Source organism: Hydrogenophaga sp. (assembly GCF_026125825.1).
Taxonomy (GTDB): domain Bacteria; phylum Pseudomonadota; class Gammaproteobacteria; order Burkholderiales; family Burkholderiaceae_C; genus Hydrogenophaga.
The window spans coordinates 14,955-30,963 of the sequence record NZ_JAHCKK010000017.1 but is presented as its reverse complement, the minus strand read 5'-3'; the positions used below and the strand labels follow the sequence as shown (position 1 = coordinate 30,963).

Genomic DNA, 16,009 nt, shown 5'->3' with positions numbered 1-16,009 from the left:
GTCTGTGCAATTGCAACGGCGGCGCGCGCGCGTTGGCGCGACATCAATGCAAGCGACCTGGCAGTGGCCTCGGTCAGTCGATGCGGACGACCACCTTGGCGTATTCGGTGATGCCGATCACGTGGAAAAACGCCGACACCAGCCGGTGCGCGTCCACGAACTGCACCACGCGGCCTTCTGCGTGGTGGTTCGACACCCAGTTGAGCAACGTGCCCGCGGCCGAGAAATCGACCCGGATCAGGTTGCGGCAGGAAATGATGAGCACGTCGGCGCCTTTGAGCTTGCGCTCCAGCGCCTCGAGCGTGGCCTGGGGATCGCCGCGGATCTCACCCGAGAGCTCCACCAGCCCGAGCTGGCTGAATTCACCGGCCTCGCTGTCCAGCACCGATTCGCTGTGCGGAAACCCTGACGCCACTTGCTCCAGCACCGACTCACCCAGCACCGATTGACCGGCCTCGCCCGGCCTGTCGGCCGACTGCGACGAGTAGTAGCAGCGCGGCTTTTCCCAGCCGGGTGGCGACACTTCGTAGGTGACGCAGAAATCAAGCGCGGTGAGCTCGAATTCGTCTGGCCGGTTCATGACGCGCAGCACCGCCATGCGCAGCTCCCACCAGAGTTGCTCGACGTCCCTGCGGCCAGAGGGCGTCTGGCTCTTGAGCAAGTCCCGGAAAGGCGAGGCGCCCTGGAAACGCAACTCCACTTCCTGGTCGCCCCACAAGGTGAAGATGCCCAGCAGTGCGCGCGCCGCCTTGAGGTCCATGCTTTCCAGCGGCGTCCAATCGAGCACCCAGGGCTGCGCTGCGCGCAGCAGGACGTTCTGCAAAGTGCCCACCGCATGCGCGTCGAGCTCCGGCTCGCTCACCCAGACCGCGCGGTTGTGGCCGGTGGAAGGCACATAGACCCTGCCAGTCAGCCCGGCCACGGTCTCGGGCATGTCGTACCACTGCGGCGCGGAACGGCTGAAGCGATTGACGAAATCCACCGCGCGACTCTCGAAGGGCGCGAGCTGGCCAGTGGCCCGGTAGAGGTCGAACAGCGCCAGCCAGTCTTCTTTCTGATCGGCCTTGGCGCCACCCTCTCCCAGCACCGCCAGCAGACCCTGCTCCGCCCCGGCGTCGTCGCCATTGGCAAAGCGGATCGCGGCCTCTTCCACCTCGGGGTCCTGCGCAATCTCCTGCACATCCAGGGCGTAGAAATGCGAGGCCGAGAACTCCTGGCCGGAGCTGCGGCGCTCGTTCGTGGCGGTGGGCGCCACCAGTCCGGTGCGCGCGGGGGGGGCTGGAGGCGGCGGCGGGGCGGCGGCCACCTCGCGCTCCTGCGCCGGACCCCAGCTCTTGCGCAAGGCGGCGGGCGCCGAAGCGGATGCCGGGATGTTCAAGGCAGGGATGTCCAGCGACTGCACCGTCGCGGGCGCTGAGGCGGTGGGGTTGGGCAAGGGGCCGGGCTCGGTCTCGTCGTACTGCGCCTTGCGCTGCCGAACGCTGGACTCGGGCACGCTGGGCGCCAGGGGCGCCTGCCTCGATTTGGCGGACAGGTTGCCAGGACCATGGGTGCCGGTGTTCAGACCAGAGCCGGTGCTGACCAGGGAATCGGGGCCCTTGGTCTTCCACCACTGCATCGACATCTGGGCTTCGATTTCGTCGATCTTCTTCAGGGTTTCGGCCCGGTCGTCCGGCTTGGACGGCAAGCTGCTCTGAAAGAACGACGGACGCATGCCGGGGCCTTCGGCGCCGGTACCCTCGCGGCTGCGGATCTTGCGCAGCATGTCGAACTCGCGCTTGCGAACGAAGTCGTTGCGCCGCTTGCGCTCAATCATCTCCTTGAGCGCGGCCTTGCTGTACTCGCTCTCGCGATCGGCCGTCCGGGTGTCCAGGTCCGACCAGCTGGTGGTCGGGTGGCGCACGAACTTCACCACCTTGGACAGGAAGCCGCCGCTGGAGTCGTCCTTGGACATGGGAAGTCGGTACCGGAAATGAAACGGGAACTGAAACGAACGGCGAGGGACTGGGGTCAGTCCCCGAACATCTTCTGCTTGAGCTCCCGGCGCTGCTGGGCTTCGAGCGAAAGGCTGGCGGTGGGCCGCGCCATGAGACGGCCGACCCCGATGGGCTCACCCGTTTCTTCGCAGTAACCGTAGTCGCCGGAATCGATGCGCGCAATCGCCTGTTCGATCTTCTTCAGCAGTTTGCGTTCCCGATCGCGCGTGCGCAATTCGAGCGCATGCTCTTCTTCGATCGTCGCGCGGTCGGCCGGGTCGGGCACGACCACGGTGTCTTCACGCAGGTGTTCGGTGGTTTCGCCAGCATTGGCCAGCATGTCGGCCTTGAGCTGGGACAGCTTGCGACGGAAGTAAGCCAGCTGCAGGTCGCTCATGTACTCGCTGTCGGGCATGGCTTGCACGTCCAGATCGGTGAGTTGCTCGACCGGCAGGGTCTTCCAGTTGTTGGCCCGCTTGGGGTCTTTCTGGATGGAGGATGGCACGGGAGGGGTCATGACGGCACGTTGATTCATATGGGAGAAGGTCGCTTTGACAGCGTCTGGGGCATGGGTAGGGACCACGGCCGCCTGCGTCATCTGCTCCATCATGACCTTCTTGGCCGCCCGCTTGCCCAGAGGGCGAGGGGTGGGTTCCACCACGACCGGCGGTGGAGCCGCCGGGCGCTTGGCGCTGGTAGGTTTGGAAGCAGGGGCTGCGGCAGGCGCGGCCTTGGAAACCGGAGGGGTCACGGAGGGTACAGCCGCTTTGGCAGCGGGCTGGGTCGTTGCTTTGGGGGCGGCCTTGGCCGCCGATTTGACCGCTGGGGTGGCCGTCTTCACCGGCGCGCGTGCGGCGGTGCTGACGGGCGTGGCCTTGGGGGCGGCTGGCTTCTTGGCCGCCGCCGCCTTGCCCTTGGCAACCGCCTTGACCGCCACCTTCACCACCGGCTTGGCCGGGGTCTTGGCTTGGATGGCAGGCTTGGCGGTGGTCTTGGCTGGGGTTTTCAGAGGGGTCTTGGCAACGGTTTTGACCGCGGCCTTGGCCGCGGGCTTGGAAGGTTTGGATACCGGCTTGACGGCCGTTTTCTGGGTTTTGGCCACCGTTGTGGTCTTTTTCGCCGCCGACGCGCGTGCATTGGCTCCCGACGCGGCGGGTTTGCCTGATTTCGCTGTCCTGGTTGCCGGGGCTTTCACAACGGGTCTCCTCTCAGTGACTGACGAAGCGGGATCTCGGGCGGTGCGCTGCGGCGGGCTGGGCCCGAGATGCATCACTGTGGGCCGCCGGATGCGACGTTATACCCTCATTGCCGAACGGCTTTCGGCATTGGTCGATCGGCGCCCTCAAAGGCGGCCGGCCGGCCAACTTGGGCCGCGATTGTAACGAGCCCCGCCGCTCCCTCCCGCAATCCCGCACCATCGGCCGGGCCCGTCGTTGGAGAAGCGAGACAAACGGCACGCTCAGCTCCGATGGGAAGGAGGGGCGGGGAAGCCAAGACCCATCGCCATCATCCAGCGAGACTCTGGTCCAGGCCCTGCACCAGGATGTCCTTGGGCAGGTCGATGCCGATGAAGACCATCTTGCTGGTGCGCGGCTCCCCCTCGGCCCACACGGGCCCCAGGTCGCTGCCCATGAGCTGGTGCACCCCCTGGAAGATGACCTTGCGGTCGGTGCCCTCCATGTGCAGCACACCCTTGTAGCGCAGCATGCGCGGCCCATACACCTGCACGATCGCGCCCAGGAAATCTTCGAGCTTCTCGGGGCTGAACGGGCGGGTGGCGCGGTAGACGAAGCTTTTCACATCGTCGTCGTGATGGTGGTGGTGCCCATGGCCACCATGGTCGTGCTGGTGCGAGGGGTGGTTGCAGTGCTCGCCGTGCTCGTGGTCGTGCGAATGGTCGTCGTGGCCGTGGTCATGCGCGTGATCGTGGTCATCGACCTTGAGGAAGTCGGGGTCGATGTCGAGCTTGGCGTTGAGGTTGAAGCCCCGCAGGTCAAACACTTCCTTGAGCGCCACCTCGCCGAAGTGCACCGGCCGCATGGGCGCACGCGGGTTCATGTGCTTGAGGCGGTGCGTGAGGGCGCCAAGGTCTTCTTCGCTCACCAGGTCGGCCTTGCTGATGAAGATCTGGTCGGCAAAGCCCACCTGGCGGCGGGCTTCCTGGCGTTCGTTGAGTTGCTCGGCGGCGTGCTTGGCGTCGACCAGGGTGAGGATGGAGTCCAGCAGGTACTGCTCGGCAATCTCGTCGTCCATGAAGAAAGTCTGCGCCACAGGGCCAGGATCGGCCAGGCCGGTGGTTTCGATGACCACGCGCTCGAAGTCGAGTTCGCCCTTGCGCTTCTTCTGTGCAAGGTCCTGCAGCGTGGCGCGCAGGTCGTCCCGAATGGTGCAGCAGATGCAGCCGTTGCTCATCTGGATGATGTTTTCGGTGGTGTCGGCCACCAGGATTTCGTTGTCAATGTTTTCTTCACCGAACTCGTTTTCGACCACGGCGATCTTCTGGCCGTGTGCCTCGCTGAGCACGCGCTTGAGCAGCGTGGTTTTCCCAGAGCCGAGAAAACCGGTGAGGATGGTCGCGGGTATCAGTGACATGGCAGGCAACGAACAGGTGAAGGGTGGCGAAATGGGCAACCGGCAAGTGTATGCCACCCCCGCGTTTTGTGCCTCTTCCAGGGCATGCAAAAAGCGGGCCCGCGGGCGACTGCCCGGGCGCCCGGAGACCGCCTCGTGAACAACGAGGGGATGTGGGTGGCTCCGGGAAGACGCCCGCGCGCAGGGTCGGAACCGTCGGGCACCACCATCGGCCCGACGCGAGATCTCGAAAAATCAGGGCCGCAGATAGACGAAACCTTCACGCGCCTGCAGCCGGGCGACTTCCGCCACGCCGGAGGGCACGATCTTGGCTTCCATCGCCACCTTGCCCGGGTCAATGTTGCGCGACACCAGCGTGTTGTTGCAGACAAAGAAGCCAACACCCTTGGCTGACAGATCGCCGATCGCCCCAGAGAACGGCTGGCCGGCTGTGTTGTTGGCGCCATCGAGCAGGAAATCGATGCCTGCACCGTGCGTCACCACCACGATCTTGGCCGTCGGGTCGGCCGCGAGGTGGTTGCGGATGTTCTGGATCGCGCGCGTGGCCTGGGGAATGCCGTCGCTCAGGTGGTAGACCACCTTGACGGCAGGCTGGGCCTGGGCATTCGCCTGCAGGGAGGTGGCCAGCACGGCGCCCAGCATCAGGGTCTTGAGCACGGCGAGGAACTTGAACATGGGAGTCTCCGGATGAAGTGACAAAGAACGGTCGCGCAAGGCGGTGCAGCATCCTACAAGCAATGCCCGCGGGCCGCGGGCATCAGGGACATGCCTCAGCGGGCGCGCGGTGGGCGCGGCGTCGCCTCGACGGGCCGCACATCCAGGGATTCCGGCGACTGGCCCACACGGCTGCCCGCACGCGGGTGCGCTGCGTCGTACACCTGTGCCAGGTGCTGGAAATCGAGCCGGGTGTACACCTGCGTGGTGCTGATGCTGGCATGGCCCAGCAACTCCTGCACCGCCCGCAGGTCACCACTGGATTGCAAGACATGGCTGGCGAACGAGTGCCGCAGCATGTGCGGATGCACCGGCGTGGAGAGGCCAGCGCGCAGGGATCGGCGCTTGAGCCGCACACGGATGTGCTGCGGTGTGAGCCGCTGGCCGCGCGATCCGATGAAGAGCGCAGGGTCTTCGCCGGCCCAGGCCGTGCGCTGCGCCAGCCAGGCCGCAAGCGCTGCGAGCGCCTGTCGCCCCACCGGCACACTGCGCCGCTTGGAACCCTTGCCCAACACATGGGCCTCCGCATCCTGCGCATCGATCCAGCCGCGCGCGCTGCCGCTCGCTGCCACGTCCAGCCCCACCAGCTCGCCGATGCGCAGGCCGCAACCGTAGAGCAATTCGGTGATGCAGGCATCGCGCGCCTCCAATGCCGGATCGTCCGACGCCTCATGGTGCGAAGCCAGCTGCACGGCGTCGTCAACCCCCAGGGCCTTGGGCAGCGGCTTGCCCGCCTTGGGCGCGCGCACGTCCTGCACCGGGTTGTGGTCGATCAACCCCTGGCGACCTAACCACACATAGAAGCCGCGCCAACCCGAGAGGATCAGCGCAATGCCGCGCGCACTGCGCCCGGCGCCATGCATCTGTGCGATCCAGCGGCGGATGTGGGCGTTCTGGACCGCCTTGAGGGCGATGCCGGCCTCGCGGGCGCGGGCGCTCAGGCGCTCCAGATCCAGGGTGTACAGGGTGACGGTGCGATCCGCCAGCCGCTTTTCCACCCGGACATGGGTCAGGTAGGCCTGCACCAGCGCGCCATCGTCGCCCGCACCTGCCGCAGCGGCCAGGGTGTGCTCGGGCGGTCTCATCGGCACACGCTCTCAGAGTGGGCGCAGGCGCGACAGGGCCGCGCTCGTCAGCTCGCCGATGCGCTCTAGGAAATCGGTGCCCATGTCGGGTGCGAAGCGCTGGGTGTCGGGCGACGCCAGCACCAGCAGGCCAAAGGCCTGCGGTGCAATGCCTGCGCGAAGGGGGATCAGGGCCAGCGAGGCAGCCGAGGCCGAGTCGGCCAGCCACTGGGCCGCTTCCAGCCCCGGGTTGGCGCCGCAATAAGGTCGCATGAGCGAGGAGGCAAAGGCCTTGACATCGTCGCTGGCGCCCTGGGCGAAGGCTTCTCCTGCGTAGGCGGGCTCGACGTCCCAGACTTTGATGGCCACCTGCGGCACCAGGAAATGGTCCGCGATCGCCTTCGTGGTGACTTCGGGCAGCTCGCGCGCGTCGCGGGTCAGGAGCAGCTCGCGCGTCCAGCGTTGCAGCTTGTCGGCAATCACCGTGTTCTCGTTGCCATGGCGAATCATCTCCGCGCCTTTGAGCTCCAGGCCCCGGATTTTCTCGCGCAGCATCTCGGCCTGGCGCTCCTGCAGGCTCACCGCGCGCTGGCCGTGCGGGCTGGTCAGCTGCACCGCCGCCAGCAGGCTGGCATGGCGCTCGAAGAAGTCGGGCGTGTTCGCCAGGTAGTTGGCAATGTCGTCTTCGGTGATGGGCGGAATGTGGTTGGCGTTCATGGCGTGTGCGGTTCGGTGGCGGGACTCAGGCGAGGTCGGGAATGTCGATCTCGCCGTCGAAAACGGTGGTGGCGGGACCGGTCATGAAGACCGGCTGGTCGTGGGCGGGGGTGTCCTTCCACTCGATGGTGAGCACGCCTCCCCGGGTGTGCACATCCACCCGCTCGTCGAGCAGGCCCAGGCGGATGCCGGCCACCACGGCGGCGCAGGCGCCCGTGCCGCAGGCCAGGGTCTCGCCCGCGCCGCGCTCGTGCACGCGCAAGCGCACTTCGCGGCGGTTGACCACCTGCAGGAATCCGGCATTGACGCGCCGGGGAAAGCGCTCGTGCGTTTCGATCCAGGGCCCCCACGACGGCACCGGAGCGGCCTGCACATCGTCCACCAGCAGCACCGCGTGCGGATTGCCCATGGAAAGCACGGCCACCGGCACGTCCCCCGCGTAGGGCAGCGCCAGCGGCCAGCGTTCGAAGCCGCCCATCGGCTCGGGCGTGAGGCCTTCGGCGCTGAACGGCACGCGATCGAGGGCGAACACCGGTGGACTCATGTCCACGGTCACGCGGCCGTCGGTGTGCATCTTCAGCTCCAGCTCGGCATTCATCACCTTCACGCGCAGCGGGTTCTTCGTGCTCAGGCCCTTGTCGTGCACATAGCGCACAAAGCAGCGCGCGCCGTTGCCGCATTGCTCCACCTGTCCGCCGTCGGCGTTGTGAATCACGTACTCGAAGTCCAGCCCGCGCCCGGGCGAGGCGCGCACGCTGAGGATCTGGTCGGCACCGACGCCGAAATGGCGGTCGGCCAGGAAGCGGTATTGCGCGGCGCTCAGGCCCAGGCGGCCCTGCGTCTCGTCAAGCACGACAAAGTCGTTGCCGGCGCCCTGCATCTTGGTGAATCGGATGTGCATGGCCATCGATTATCCGCCCTGCGCCGCGCGGGCGTGAGCGCGCGGCGGCGCCTTGCCGCAAAATGCCCGCATGGTCCGCCCCACCCAACTCCTGCACCCGCCCCGCCCGCTTGCCGCCGTGCGGCCCGCCGCCACCGTGCTGCTGCTGCGCGACAGCACCGACCCGGCCCGCCCGGGCATCGAGGTGCTGATGACCCGCCGCTCCATGACGGCCAGCTTCGCGCCGGGGGCCTACGTCTTCCCTGGCGGCGGCATCGATGCCGCCGACGCCCTGGCCCACGGCATTGCCACGCGCCGCCCGACGCAGAGCGACCTGCACCTCACTCAGGCGATCGCCGCCATCCGCGAGAGCTTCGAAGAACTCGGCGTGCTGCTTGCACACCGGGCCGACGGCTCGCCGGTGGACGACAGCGACATCGCAACCCTGGACCGCAAGGCCCCGTTCGCCGCGCAGTGCCAGGCGCGGGCCCTCACGCTGGACGGCGCGGGCGTGTTCGTGCTTGCGCACTGGATCACCGATCGCGACCTGCCCAGGCGCTTCGACGTGCCGTTTCTCGTCGCTCGCATGCCCCCCGGGCAACAGCCGGTGGCCGACGAGGCCGAGCAGTTCGAGCCGTGCTGGGTGCGCCCGGCCGACGCGCTGGAGCGGCACAAGGCGGGCGGGTTTTTCATCATCTTTCCGACCATCCGCACCCTCGAGCGCCTGCAGAGCTACGCCACTGTGCAGGCAGTGCTCGACGCTTGCGGCAGCAACGACGAGCCGCTGTGGACCAGCTGCCCGCGCGCCGGCCTGGTGCACGGTGCCGAGTCCCGCCACATGGAACACGAGCCGCCCTTCGGCGAACTCGCCATGGTCTGTCCCGACGGCCAGATCGCCCACAACCTGGACTGGCAACACGAACAGCCCGTGCAGCTGCTCAAGAACGTGCAGCGCCTGACCGCGCCCAACCCCGGTTTCATGACCGGCCCGGGCACCAACAGTTACATCGTGGGCGACCCGGCCAGCGGCCACATCGTGATCGACCCAGGCCCGGACGAGCCCAGCCACATCGAGCGCCTGTGGCGCGCCGCGGGCGGGCGCATCCAGGCCATCGTCTGCACCCATTCGCACCCCGACCACTCGCCCGGGGCGCCGCGCCTGCAGGCGCTTTGCACAGCCGCCGGGCTGGAGAAGCCGCCCATCCTTGGCCTGCCCAGCGCCCCCACCTCGCGCGAGAACAGCCGCTTCACGCCCGAACGCGTGCTGGCCGATGGCGAACAGCTCGTGCTGCTGGGCCAGGCCGGCGACGCCACGGTGTCGCACACACTGGAAGTGGTGCACACACCGGGCCATGCGGCCAACCACCTGTGCCTGGCACTGGTGGAAGACGGCCTGCTGTTCACCGGCGACCACATCCTCAACGGCAGCACCACCGTGATCGATCCGCCCGACGGCAACATGGGCGCCTACCTCGACTCGCTGGACAAGCTGGATGCGCTGTGCGAGCGCCATGGCATCGAGTTCCTGCTGCCCGCGCACGGCTACGTGCTGGGAGACCTGAAACGCACGGCCGAGAACCCCAGCGCTCCCGAGCACGGCGGCGCGCGCGCGGCCATCGCCCACCTCAAGGCGCACCGTCTCGCACGCGAGGCCAAAGTGGCGCGAGCCATGCAGGCCGCCCCCGAGGGCACCATGGACGACTGGGTGAAGCTGGCCTACGACGACGTGCCCGATCGCCTGTGGCCAGTGGCCAAGCGCTCGCTGATGGCCCACGTGGAACGCTTGCAGAGCCTGGGCGGCTTTAACCTCTGAACCCGCCGGAGCCTCCCATGCCGAAGTCCACCAACCGGTACTCCCAGTTTGCCAAGGCCGCGGCGCGCTTGAGCGGCCGCCCTCGTGTTTTCACGCTGGCGGTCGTGCTCATCCTGGTCTGGCTGGTCACCGGGCCGTTGTTCGGCTTCAGCGACACCTGGCAGCTCGTGATCAATACCAGCACCACCATCGTCACCTTCCTGATGGTGTTCCTGATCCAGAACACGCAGAACCGCGACACCGAGGCCATCCAGGTGAAGCTCGACGAACTGATCCGAGCGACCCAGGGCGCACACACCGCCCTGCTGGATCTCGAAGAACTGGAAGAGGAAGAGCTCGACGCCTTCCGCGTGAAGTACGAGGCTCTGGCAAGCCAGGCGCGCGAGCGGCTCAAACGCGGCGGCACGGACACCGACATCCAGGACGCCTGAGCGTCTCTTCGCCGTCAGTCTGCAGCGACCCAGACGCCGTTGCGGGCCCTGAGCACAAAGCGGGCACGGTGGTCGTAGCCATAGTGATCGCTGGCGCTGTACTTGAGCACCCCCTGCGGCACCACGACCTCACCGGTGTTCTCGATGGCTTTCTTCAAGGCCTGGCGGAACTCCACCGTACCCGGCCTGGCCTGCTTCAACGCCACCGGAATCGCTTTGTCGAGCAACAGCTTGGCGCCCCAGATGTTCGCCGCGAACTGGTTGTAGCTGCCAGCGCCGAACTTCGCTTCGTACAACCGGACGAAATCGAGCGCGACCGGTTTGGACGGGTGGCTGTCGGGCAACTGGTCGGCGCCCACGGCGGGGCCGGACAGCCCCAGCGTGCCCTCCACGTCCTTGCCGCCCATGCGCAACAGGTCGGGCGCGACGGCGCTGAAGGTCTGGTAGATCCGGCCCTTGTAGTTGCGATCCACCAGCGCCTTCTGCGGCATCACCGCACCGCTGCCCGAGGCCACCACCAGCATGGCGTCGGGGTTGGGCGCGAGCACCTTGAGCGCCTGCGCGGTCACCGATGCGTCGGCGCGGCCGAAGCGCTCCACGCTCACCAGCTTGAGCCCGGCCTCGTTGCCATAGCGCGTCATCTCGCGCAGCCACGATTCGCCATAGGCATCCGAGTAGCCCAGGAAGCCGAAGGTCTTCGCCCCGCTCTTCTTCATGTGCTCGATCGTGCCCTGCGCCATCAGCGAAATGCTCTGCGGCAGGCGGTAAGTCCACTGGCCGCGCTCCTCAGGCAGGTCGATCGGCGCCGCGGCAAGCTGCACGGTCTGCGACTCGCTGGCGACCTGGGCGATGGCAATGGCCGGGGGACTCGCGGTGGAGCCGATGATCAGGTCCACTTTTTCCTCGGTGACCAGCCGGTGCGCGTTGCGCGCGGCAGCGGTCGGGTCGGTGGCGTCGTCGAGCACCACATAGCGGACTTTCTCGCCAGCGATCTCGGTCGGGAAAAGCTGGATGGTGTTGCGCGGCGCAATGCCCAGGGCCGCCGCCGGCCCGGTGATCGAGAAGCTCGCACCGATCACGATCTCGGCCTGGGCACCGACGCCACTCAGCGCCAGGGTGGTCAGCGCGGCCAGGCGCAGGAATGGCTTCATCTTGTGTCTCCTTCTTGGGTGGAATGGGGCTGCGCGGCGTTCAAGCCACCTGCTGCAGCGCGGTGACGCCCGGGGTGCTCGCAGCCTCTTCGTCGTGCAGGCGCTTGAGCAACCATCGGAACTGGTTGAGCGCCGCGTCGGCGGCGATCGGCTGCATGGCGCTGGGCGGCGTGCGGCTGATCAGGCGCTGCTGCGCCTCGATGATGCGGCGATCCTCTTCAAAGGCCGTGCACAAACTCTGGTAAATCGACTCGGTGATGGTCGCGTCGTCGAGCTTGAACTTGTGCGCCTGCATGAAGAAGTAGTGCGTGGTGGTGTCGGTCTCCGGTGTGAGCGCCTGGCAGCTGTGAAACTGCAGGGCGCCGGTCATGTCGTCCTCCGGCGTGTCGGCAGGCTTGACGCTGGCGGCCATGAGCAGGACGCCGGGCACCAGGTAGTCGTAGCTGAAGCGCCGGTTGACCTTGCCAGTGAAACCGCCCAGGCGCGCGTGGTAGGGCGCCGGCACGGTGTTGTGCACGTCGCGCGTCACGCGCACGCCGCGCTCCAGCCGTTCGATCACCGGCTTCACCTCGGCGATGTTGGGCGAGCCCCCCAGCGTCTTCTCGTGCACGTAAGACAAGTGAGAGAAGTCCAGCAGGTTGTCGGAAATCAGCTGGTGGTCCGCCTTGTAGTGCAAGTAGCCCGGCTTCATGCGCCACTCGGGGTGGTTGAGCGAGTACGCGTCAGGAATCAGCGCCTCGTCGGCCCGCGCCGGATCGCCCATCCAGATCCACAGCCAGCGCCCGCGCTGCACCATGGGGTAGCTTTTCACGCACAGCTTGGGCGGGATGCGGTCCTGCCCGGGGATCTCGGTGCACTGGCCTGCGGCGTCGAACTTCAGGCCGTGGTACATGCAGCGCACGCTGTCGCCCTCGCGCCGCCCCATGTGCAGCGGGGCGTGCCGGTGCGGGCACTTGTTGTCCAGGGCCACCGGCGTGCCGTCGGCCAGGCGGTAGATCAGGATGGACTGGTTGAGGATGCCGCGTTCGAGCAGCGTGTCGGCCAGCACCTCGTGGTCCCAGGCCGCGACGTACCAACAATTCTTGACGAACATGTCCTTGTCTCCTTTTGCCGGCGGCATCGTGGGCTGCCGGTCTGGAGACGGAATCTAGGGTGACAGGTCCACTCCATCAATACACAATGCCGATACACACTATCTGTCGGAGCGATGATGGATTTCGACCTCAACCTGCTGCGCGTGCTGGTGAGCCTGGACGACACGCGCAGCGTCACGCGAGCCGCGCAGCAAATCGGCATGAGCCAGTCCGGGTTCAGCACCGCGCTCAACCGGCTGCGCCTGCAGTTCGAGGACACGTTGTTCGTGCGCACCTCCGGCGGCATGGAGCCCACGCCGCGGGCACGCGAGATGGTGGGCACCGCGCGCGCCGTGCTCGGACAGGTGCGCACCGGCATCCTGGCCGATCCGCAGTTCGACCCGGCCACCACGCAGACCGAGTTCCGACTGGTCATGGCCGACGTGGCCGAGATCGTTTTCCTGCCACGCCTGATCCGGCACCTGGCGGTGCACGCGCCGCACGCCTCGGTCCGCTGCTTCCCCTTGCCCACGTCGCAGCTGGAGGCCGCAATGGAAGCCGGCGAGGCCGACCTGGCCATGGGCTACTTCCCCGACCTGAACAAGCAGGTGTTCTTCCACCAGCGGCTCTACATGCACACCTTCGCCTGCGTGATGCGCGCCGACCACCCCCATGCACAGACGCGCCTGAGCCTGAAGGACTTCGAGTCGCTGCACCATGCGCTGGTGAGCTCGCCCGCGCGCAGCACGGATCTGGTGGACCGCTTCATCGAGCGCAGGGGCATCCACCGCCATGTGGTGCTGCGCACGCCGCACTACATGAGCCTGGCGGCGGTGATCGCCGAATCGGAACTGGTGGCCACAGTGCCGCTGGCCGCCGGCATGAGCGTGGCCCGCAGCGGTGCCATCCGGCTGGTGCGCCCGCCGTTCGATCCGCCGCGCTTTGCCGTGCAACAGCATTGGCACCGGCTCTACCGCCACGACACGCGCAACCAGTGGCTGCGCGCGCAGGTGTCGCAGTTGTTCAACGAACAGTCGGACGAATGGCGTGCGGTGGAGCAGTCGATGTACGGCGCCCCCACGCCGATCCGGCGCCGGATCAGTAAGCCCGGGGGGCAGCGACCTGCCCAGCGGCGGGGTGCGGGGACATAAAAGTGTGAAGCGCACCGATAAGCCGGATTCTGTGCGCCCAAGTTGCCCTGGACGTGACCGCCATTCATCTGGGCCGAGGATCACTCCCCGGCTCGGTGCCACCTACCCGCCAGCTCCGCGGAACCACGTCAACGCTGGCCTATTTGGTGTTGCTGCGCGTAGAGATTGCCCGTTTCACCCGAACTGAATCGGCTCGTCTCTGTTGCTCTGATCCTCACCTTAGGGCCCATCGAGCGAGCTCGATGGGCTTGTCGGCGGAGAGGTGTTACCTCCTACGCTGTCCTGTGCAGTCCGGACGTTCCTCCAGCACACCCTTTCGGGATGTCGTGCCAGCGGCGGTCTGGTGCGCTTCACGCGCCGATTATCGCCTGCTCAAACCAGTCGCTCGATCTTGCGGTGCCGCCACACCAGCCGGTAGTAGGCGGTCTGCATGGCCAGCATGGCGACATAGGCCACCGGGAAAGCCACCCAGACGCCCGGCAGGCCCATCTTTGCGTCGAGCACATAGGCCGCCGGCAGCTGGATGGCCAGGATGCAGAAGACCGAGATGGCCATGGGCACCAGCACCACGCCGCTGGCGCGCATGAGGCCCCCCACGACGGCCTGGAAGCCGAACACCAGGATGCTCCAGAGCATGATGTGCAACAGGTGCTCGGCCTGCGCACGCACCTCGGGCTGCGTGAGGAACAGCCCCATCAGCTTGTGCGAGAGCGCGTAGCCCAGCAGCACCAGGGCGCCGGTGAGCACGGCGTTGAGCCACAGGCCGGTGCGCAGGATGGCGCCCAGGCGGTCCACCCGGCCCGCACCGATGGATTGGGCGGCCAGGATGGACGCGGTGATCGCGATGGACAGCGCGGGAAACTGCACGTAGTTCACCACCTGCGTGACCGCACCATAGGCGGCCGTGGCCTGTGAGCCGTGGCCGTTCACCAGCGCGAGGATCACGAGCTCGGAGACTGAAATCACCACCATCTGCAGCCCGGTCGGGATGCCGATGCGCATCACCTTGGCCAGAATGTCGCGGTCCAGCCGCAGCGCGCCGATCAATTCGCGGTCGACGGCCAGCACATGGTGCTTGCGGCCCAACCTCCACGCCAGGAACCCCAGCGCTGCCGCATAGGACACCAGTCCCGCGTAAGCCGCGCTCTGGATGCCCAGGCGCGGCAGGCCCAGCCAGCCCTGGATCAGCGCTGGCGTGAGCAGCAGGCCCAGCGCGGTTGACAACAGCAGCGCGATCAGGGGCGAGACCGTGTCGCTCACGCCACGCAGCAGCTGCGTGAACAGGATGAAGACCAGCAGCAGCGGCATGATCAGCAGCATCACCCGAGCGTAGGCCACCGCGTCGTCGAGCACATCCACCGGTGTGCCCAGGGCCTGCAGCGCCGGCCGCGCGAACACCACGCCGAGCACCGCGGCGACCAGGCCGATCAAGGCGCCCAGCACCAGCGCGGTACCTGCAATGGCTTTGACCTTGTGCGGCTCACGCGCGCCCCAGGCCTGGCCGATGAGGACCGAGGCGCCCGCGCCGATGCCGATCACCAGCGAGATGAAGAAGAACACGATCGGGAACATGCCCGAGACCGCCGCCAGCGCGTGCGTGCCCAGCATCTGGCCGATGAAGATGCCGTTGAGCGTGCCCGACAACCCCTGCAGGATGTTGGACAGCACCATGGGCACAAGAAAAACGAGGTAGACGCGCCAGAGCGGGCCTTGAGGAGCATGGGGCATGGAGGGCTTCTTGTCGTTGGTATTGAAGAGCAATCAGGCGGATGGTGCCGCCGTTTCGGGCGCGAACGCGTCGCGCGCGAGCCAGGCCAGGTGGGCCTGCACGTCGGGCGGCCAGTCGGCGATGCAGCGTGCAAAGGCCGGGGCGTCCTGGGCGAACAGTGCGCGCGAGGCCTCCTCGAAGCCGGCAAAGCCGCCCGCGATGGCGCTCATGAAGCGGTACGCGCGCTCCTTGGCCTGGCGCCAGCCGTCGCGCCCGGCGTGGGTGCGGCGGGCTTCCTCGACCAGGCGTCGCAGGGCCGCCGAGGCGCCGCCCGGCTGCTGTGCAAGCCACTCCCAATGGCGCGGCAACAGCGTCACCTCGCGCGCCACCACCCCCATGCGCGGGCGACCCACCTGCGGGGCGGCGGCGGGTGCCGCGCGGCTTGCGCCATCGGCGGGCGCGGCCGGGTGGCCGGGCGGCCAGGGGTGATCGACCTGCGCCCCGGTGGCGTCGTCGAACACCAGCAGGCCGCCGGCCGTGAGGTCCAACGTGGCGAGCGCCTTCGCCACCTCGTCGTAGGGGCCGAACGCCACGCGCTTCGCGCCCAGGAAGGCGGTGCAGGTGGGGCAGAGAGCATCTTTCATGCGGCCGCATTATACCCGGGTTTAATAATTTAACCCGGGTTATTTAGAGCAGGGCCGCACCGAGCTTGCCGCGCATTGACGACAATACGCGGGCT

Annotated in this window: 14 protein-coding genes and 1 other RNA gene; 3 read left to right on the top strand and 12 right to left on the bottom strand. The window is 67.4% G+C overall.

What is annotated here, in order from left to right:
- Window positions 1-73: 73 nt before the first annotated feature.
- The 7 genes from KIT86_RS08590 to dapF all read right to left on the bottom strand — a co-directional run bounded on the left by KIT86_RS08590 (window position 74) and on the right by dapF (window position 7,964).
- Complete coding sequence (locus tag KIT86_RS08590; RefSeq protein ID WP_297397266.1) at window positions 74-1,954, bottom strand: STAS domain-containing protein; 1,881 nt, start codon at window positions 1,952-1,954, stop codon at window positions 74-76.
- A 56-nt stretch (window positions 1,955-2,010) separates the two neighbouring features.
- Window positions 2,011-3,171 carry an RNA polymerase-binding protein DksA gene (gene dksA, locus KIT86_RS08585; protein WP_367185432.1) on the bottom strand — a complete coding sequence of 387 codons (1,161 nt, stop codon included), beginning with the start codon at window positions 3,169-3,171 and terminating at the stop codon, window positions 2,011-2,013.
- A 311-nt stretch (window positions 3,172-3,482) separates the two neighbouring features.
- The gene (locus KIT86_RS08580; protein ID WP_297397264.1) at window positions 3,483-4,568 is read right to left on the bottom strand and encodes a GTP-binding protein; all 1,086 of its coding nucleotides are present in this window, start codon (window positions 4,566-4,568) and stop codon (window positions 3,483-3,485) included.
- Between the two features lie 234 nt (window positions 4,569-4,802).
- Window positions 4,803-5,210 carry a DsrE family protein gene (locus KIT86_RS08575; protein ID WP_297397323.1) on the bottom strand — a complete coding sequence of 136 codons (408 nt, stop codon included), beginning with the start codon at window positions 5,208-5,210 and terminating at the stop codon, window positions 4,803-4,805.
- 128 nt (window positions 5,211-5,338) lie between these two features.
- Window positions 5,339-6,367: a tyrosine recombinase XerC gene (locus tag KIT86_RS08570; protein ID WP_297397262.1), complete on the bottom strand. Its 1,029-nt coding sequence runs from the start codon at window positions 6,365-6,367 to the stop codon at window positions 5,339-5,341.
- 12 nt (window positions 6,368-6,379) lie between these two features.
- The gene (locus tag KIT86_RS08565) at window positions 6,380-7,063 is read right to left on the bottom strand and encodes a DUF484 family protein (protein WP_297397260.1); all 684 of its coding nucleotides are present in this window, start codon (window positions 7,061-7,063) and stop codon (window positions 6,380-6,382) included.
- A gap of 25 nt (window positions 7,064-7,088) precedes the next feature.
- Entirely contained in the window at window positions 7,089-7,964 is an 876-nt protein-coding gene (dapF, locus tag KIT86_RS08560) for a diaminopimelate epimerase (protein WP_297397258.1), read from the bottom strand.
- 70 nt (window positions 7,965-8,034) lie between these two features.
- On the opposite strand from dapF, the gene KIT86_RS08555 reads away from it, so the two are divergent.
- Both KIT86_RS08555 and KIT86_RS08550 read left to right on the top strand, forming a co-directional pair.
- A complete protein-coding gene (locus KIT86_RS08555) occupies window positions 8,035-9,756 on the top strand; it encodes an MBL fold metallo-hydrolase (RefSeq protein WP_297397256.1) in 1,722 nt (573 codons plus the stop codon).
- A gap of 17 nt (window positions 9,757-9,773) precedes the next feature.
- Window positions 9,774-10,187 (top strand): low affinity iron permease family protein, encoded by a 414-nt coding sequence (locus KIT86_RS08550; RefSeq protein WP_297397254.1) that lies wholly within the window; start codon window positions 9,774-9,776, stop codon window positions 10,185-10,187.
- Window positions 10,188-10,201: 14 nt separating this feature from the next.
- On the opposite strand, the gene KIT86_RS08545 is transcribed toward KIT86_RS08550, so the two are convergent.
- Window positions 10,202-11,338 (bottom strand): ABC transporter substrate-binding protein, encoded by a 1,137-nt coding sequence (locus KIT86_RS08545; protein ID WP_297397252.1) that lies wholly within the window; start codon window positions 11,336-11,338, stop codon window positions 10,202-10,204.
- Window positions 11,339-11,378: 40 nt separating this feature from the next.
- Window positions 11,379-12,431, bottom strand: coding sequence for an aromatic ring-hydroxylating dioxygenase subunit alpha (locus KIT86_RS08540; RefSeq protein WP_297397250.1), 1,053 nt, complete (start codon window positions 12,429-12,431; stop codon window positions 11,379-11,381).
- A 117-nt stretch (window positions 12,432-12,548) separates the two neighbouring features.
- On the opposite strand from KIT86_RS08540, the gene KIT86_RS08535 reads away from it, so the two are divergent.
- Complete coding sequence (locus tag KIT86_RS08535) at window positions 12,549-13,562, top strand: LysR family transcriptional regulator (protein ID WP_367185431.1); 1,014 nt, start codon at window positions 12,549-12,551, stop codon at window positions 13,560-13,562.
- 2 nt (window positions 13,563-13,564) lie between these two features.
- Here the strand turns inward: KIT86_RS08535 and rnpB are convergent.
- From rnpB to KIT86_RS08520, 3 genes are all read right to left on the bottom strand, one after another.
- An RNA gene (gene rnpB / locus KIT86_RS08530) (RNase P RNA component class A) lies at window positions 13,565-13,914 on the bottom strand.
- A 20-nt stretch (window positions 13,915-13,934) separates the two neighbouring features.
- Window positions 13,935-15,290 (bottom strand): MATE family efflux transporter, encoded by a 1,356-nt coding sequence (locus tag KIT86_RS08525; RefSeq protein WP_297397246.1) that lies wholly within the window; start codon window positions 15,288-15,290, stop codon window positions 13,935-13,937.
- A gap of 33 nt (window positions 15,291-15,323) precedes the next feature.
- The gene (locus tag KIT86_RS08520; protein ID WP_297397244.1) at window positions 15,324-15,914 is read right to left on the bottom strand and encodes a DUF2239 family protein; all 591 of its coding nucleotides are present in this window, start codon (window positions 15,912-15,914) and stop codon (window positions 15,324-15,326) included.
- Window positions 15,915-16,009 lie beyond the last annotated feature (95 nt).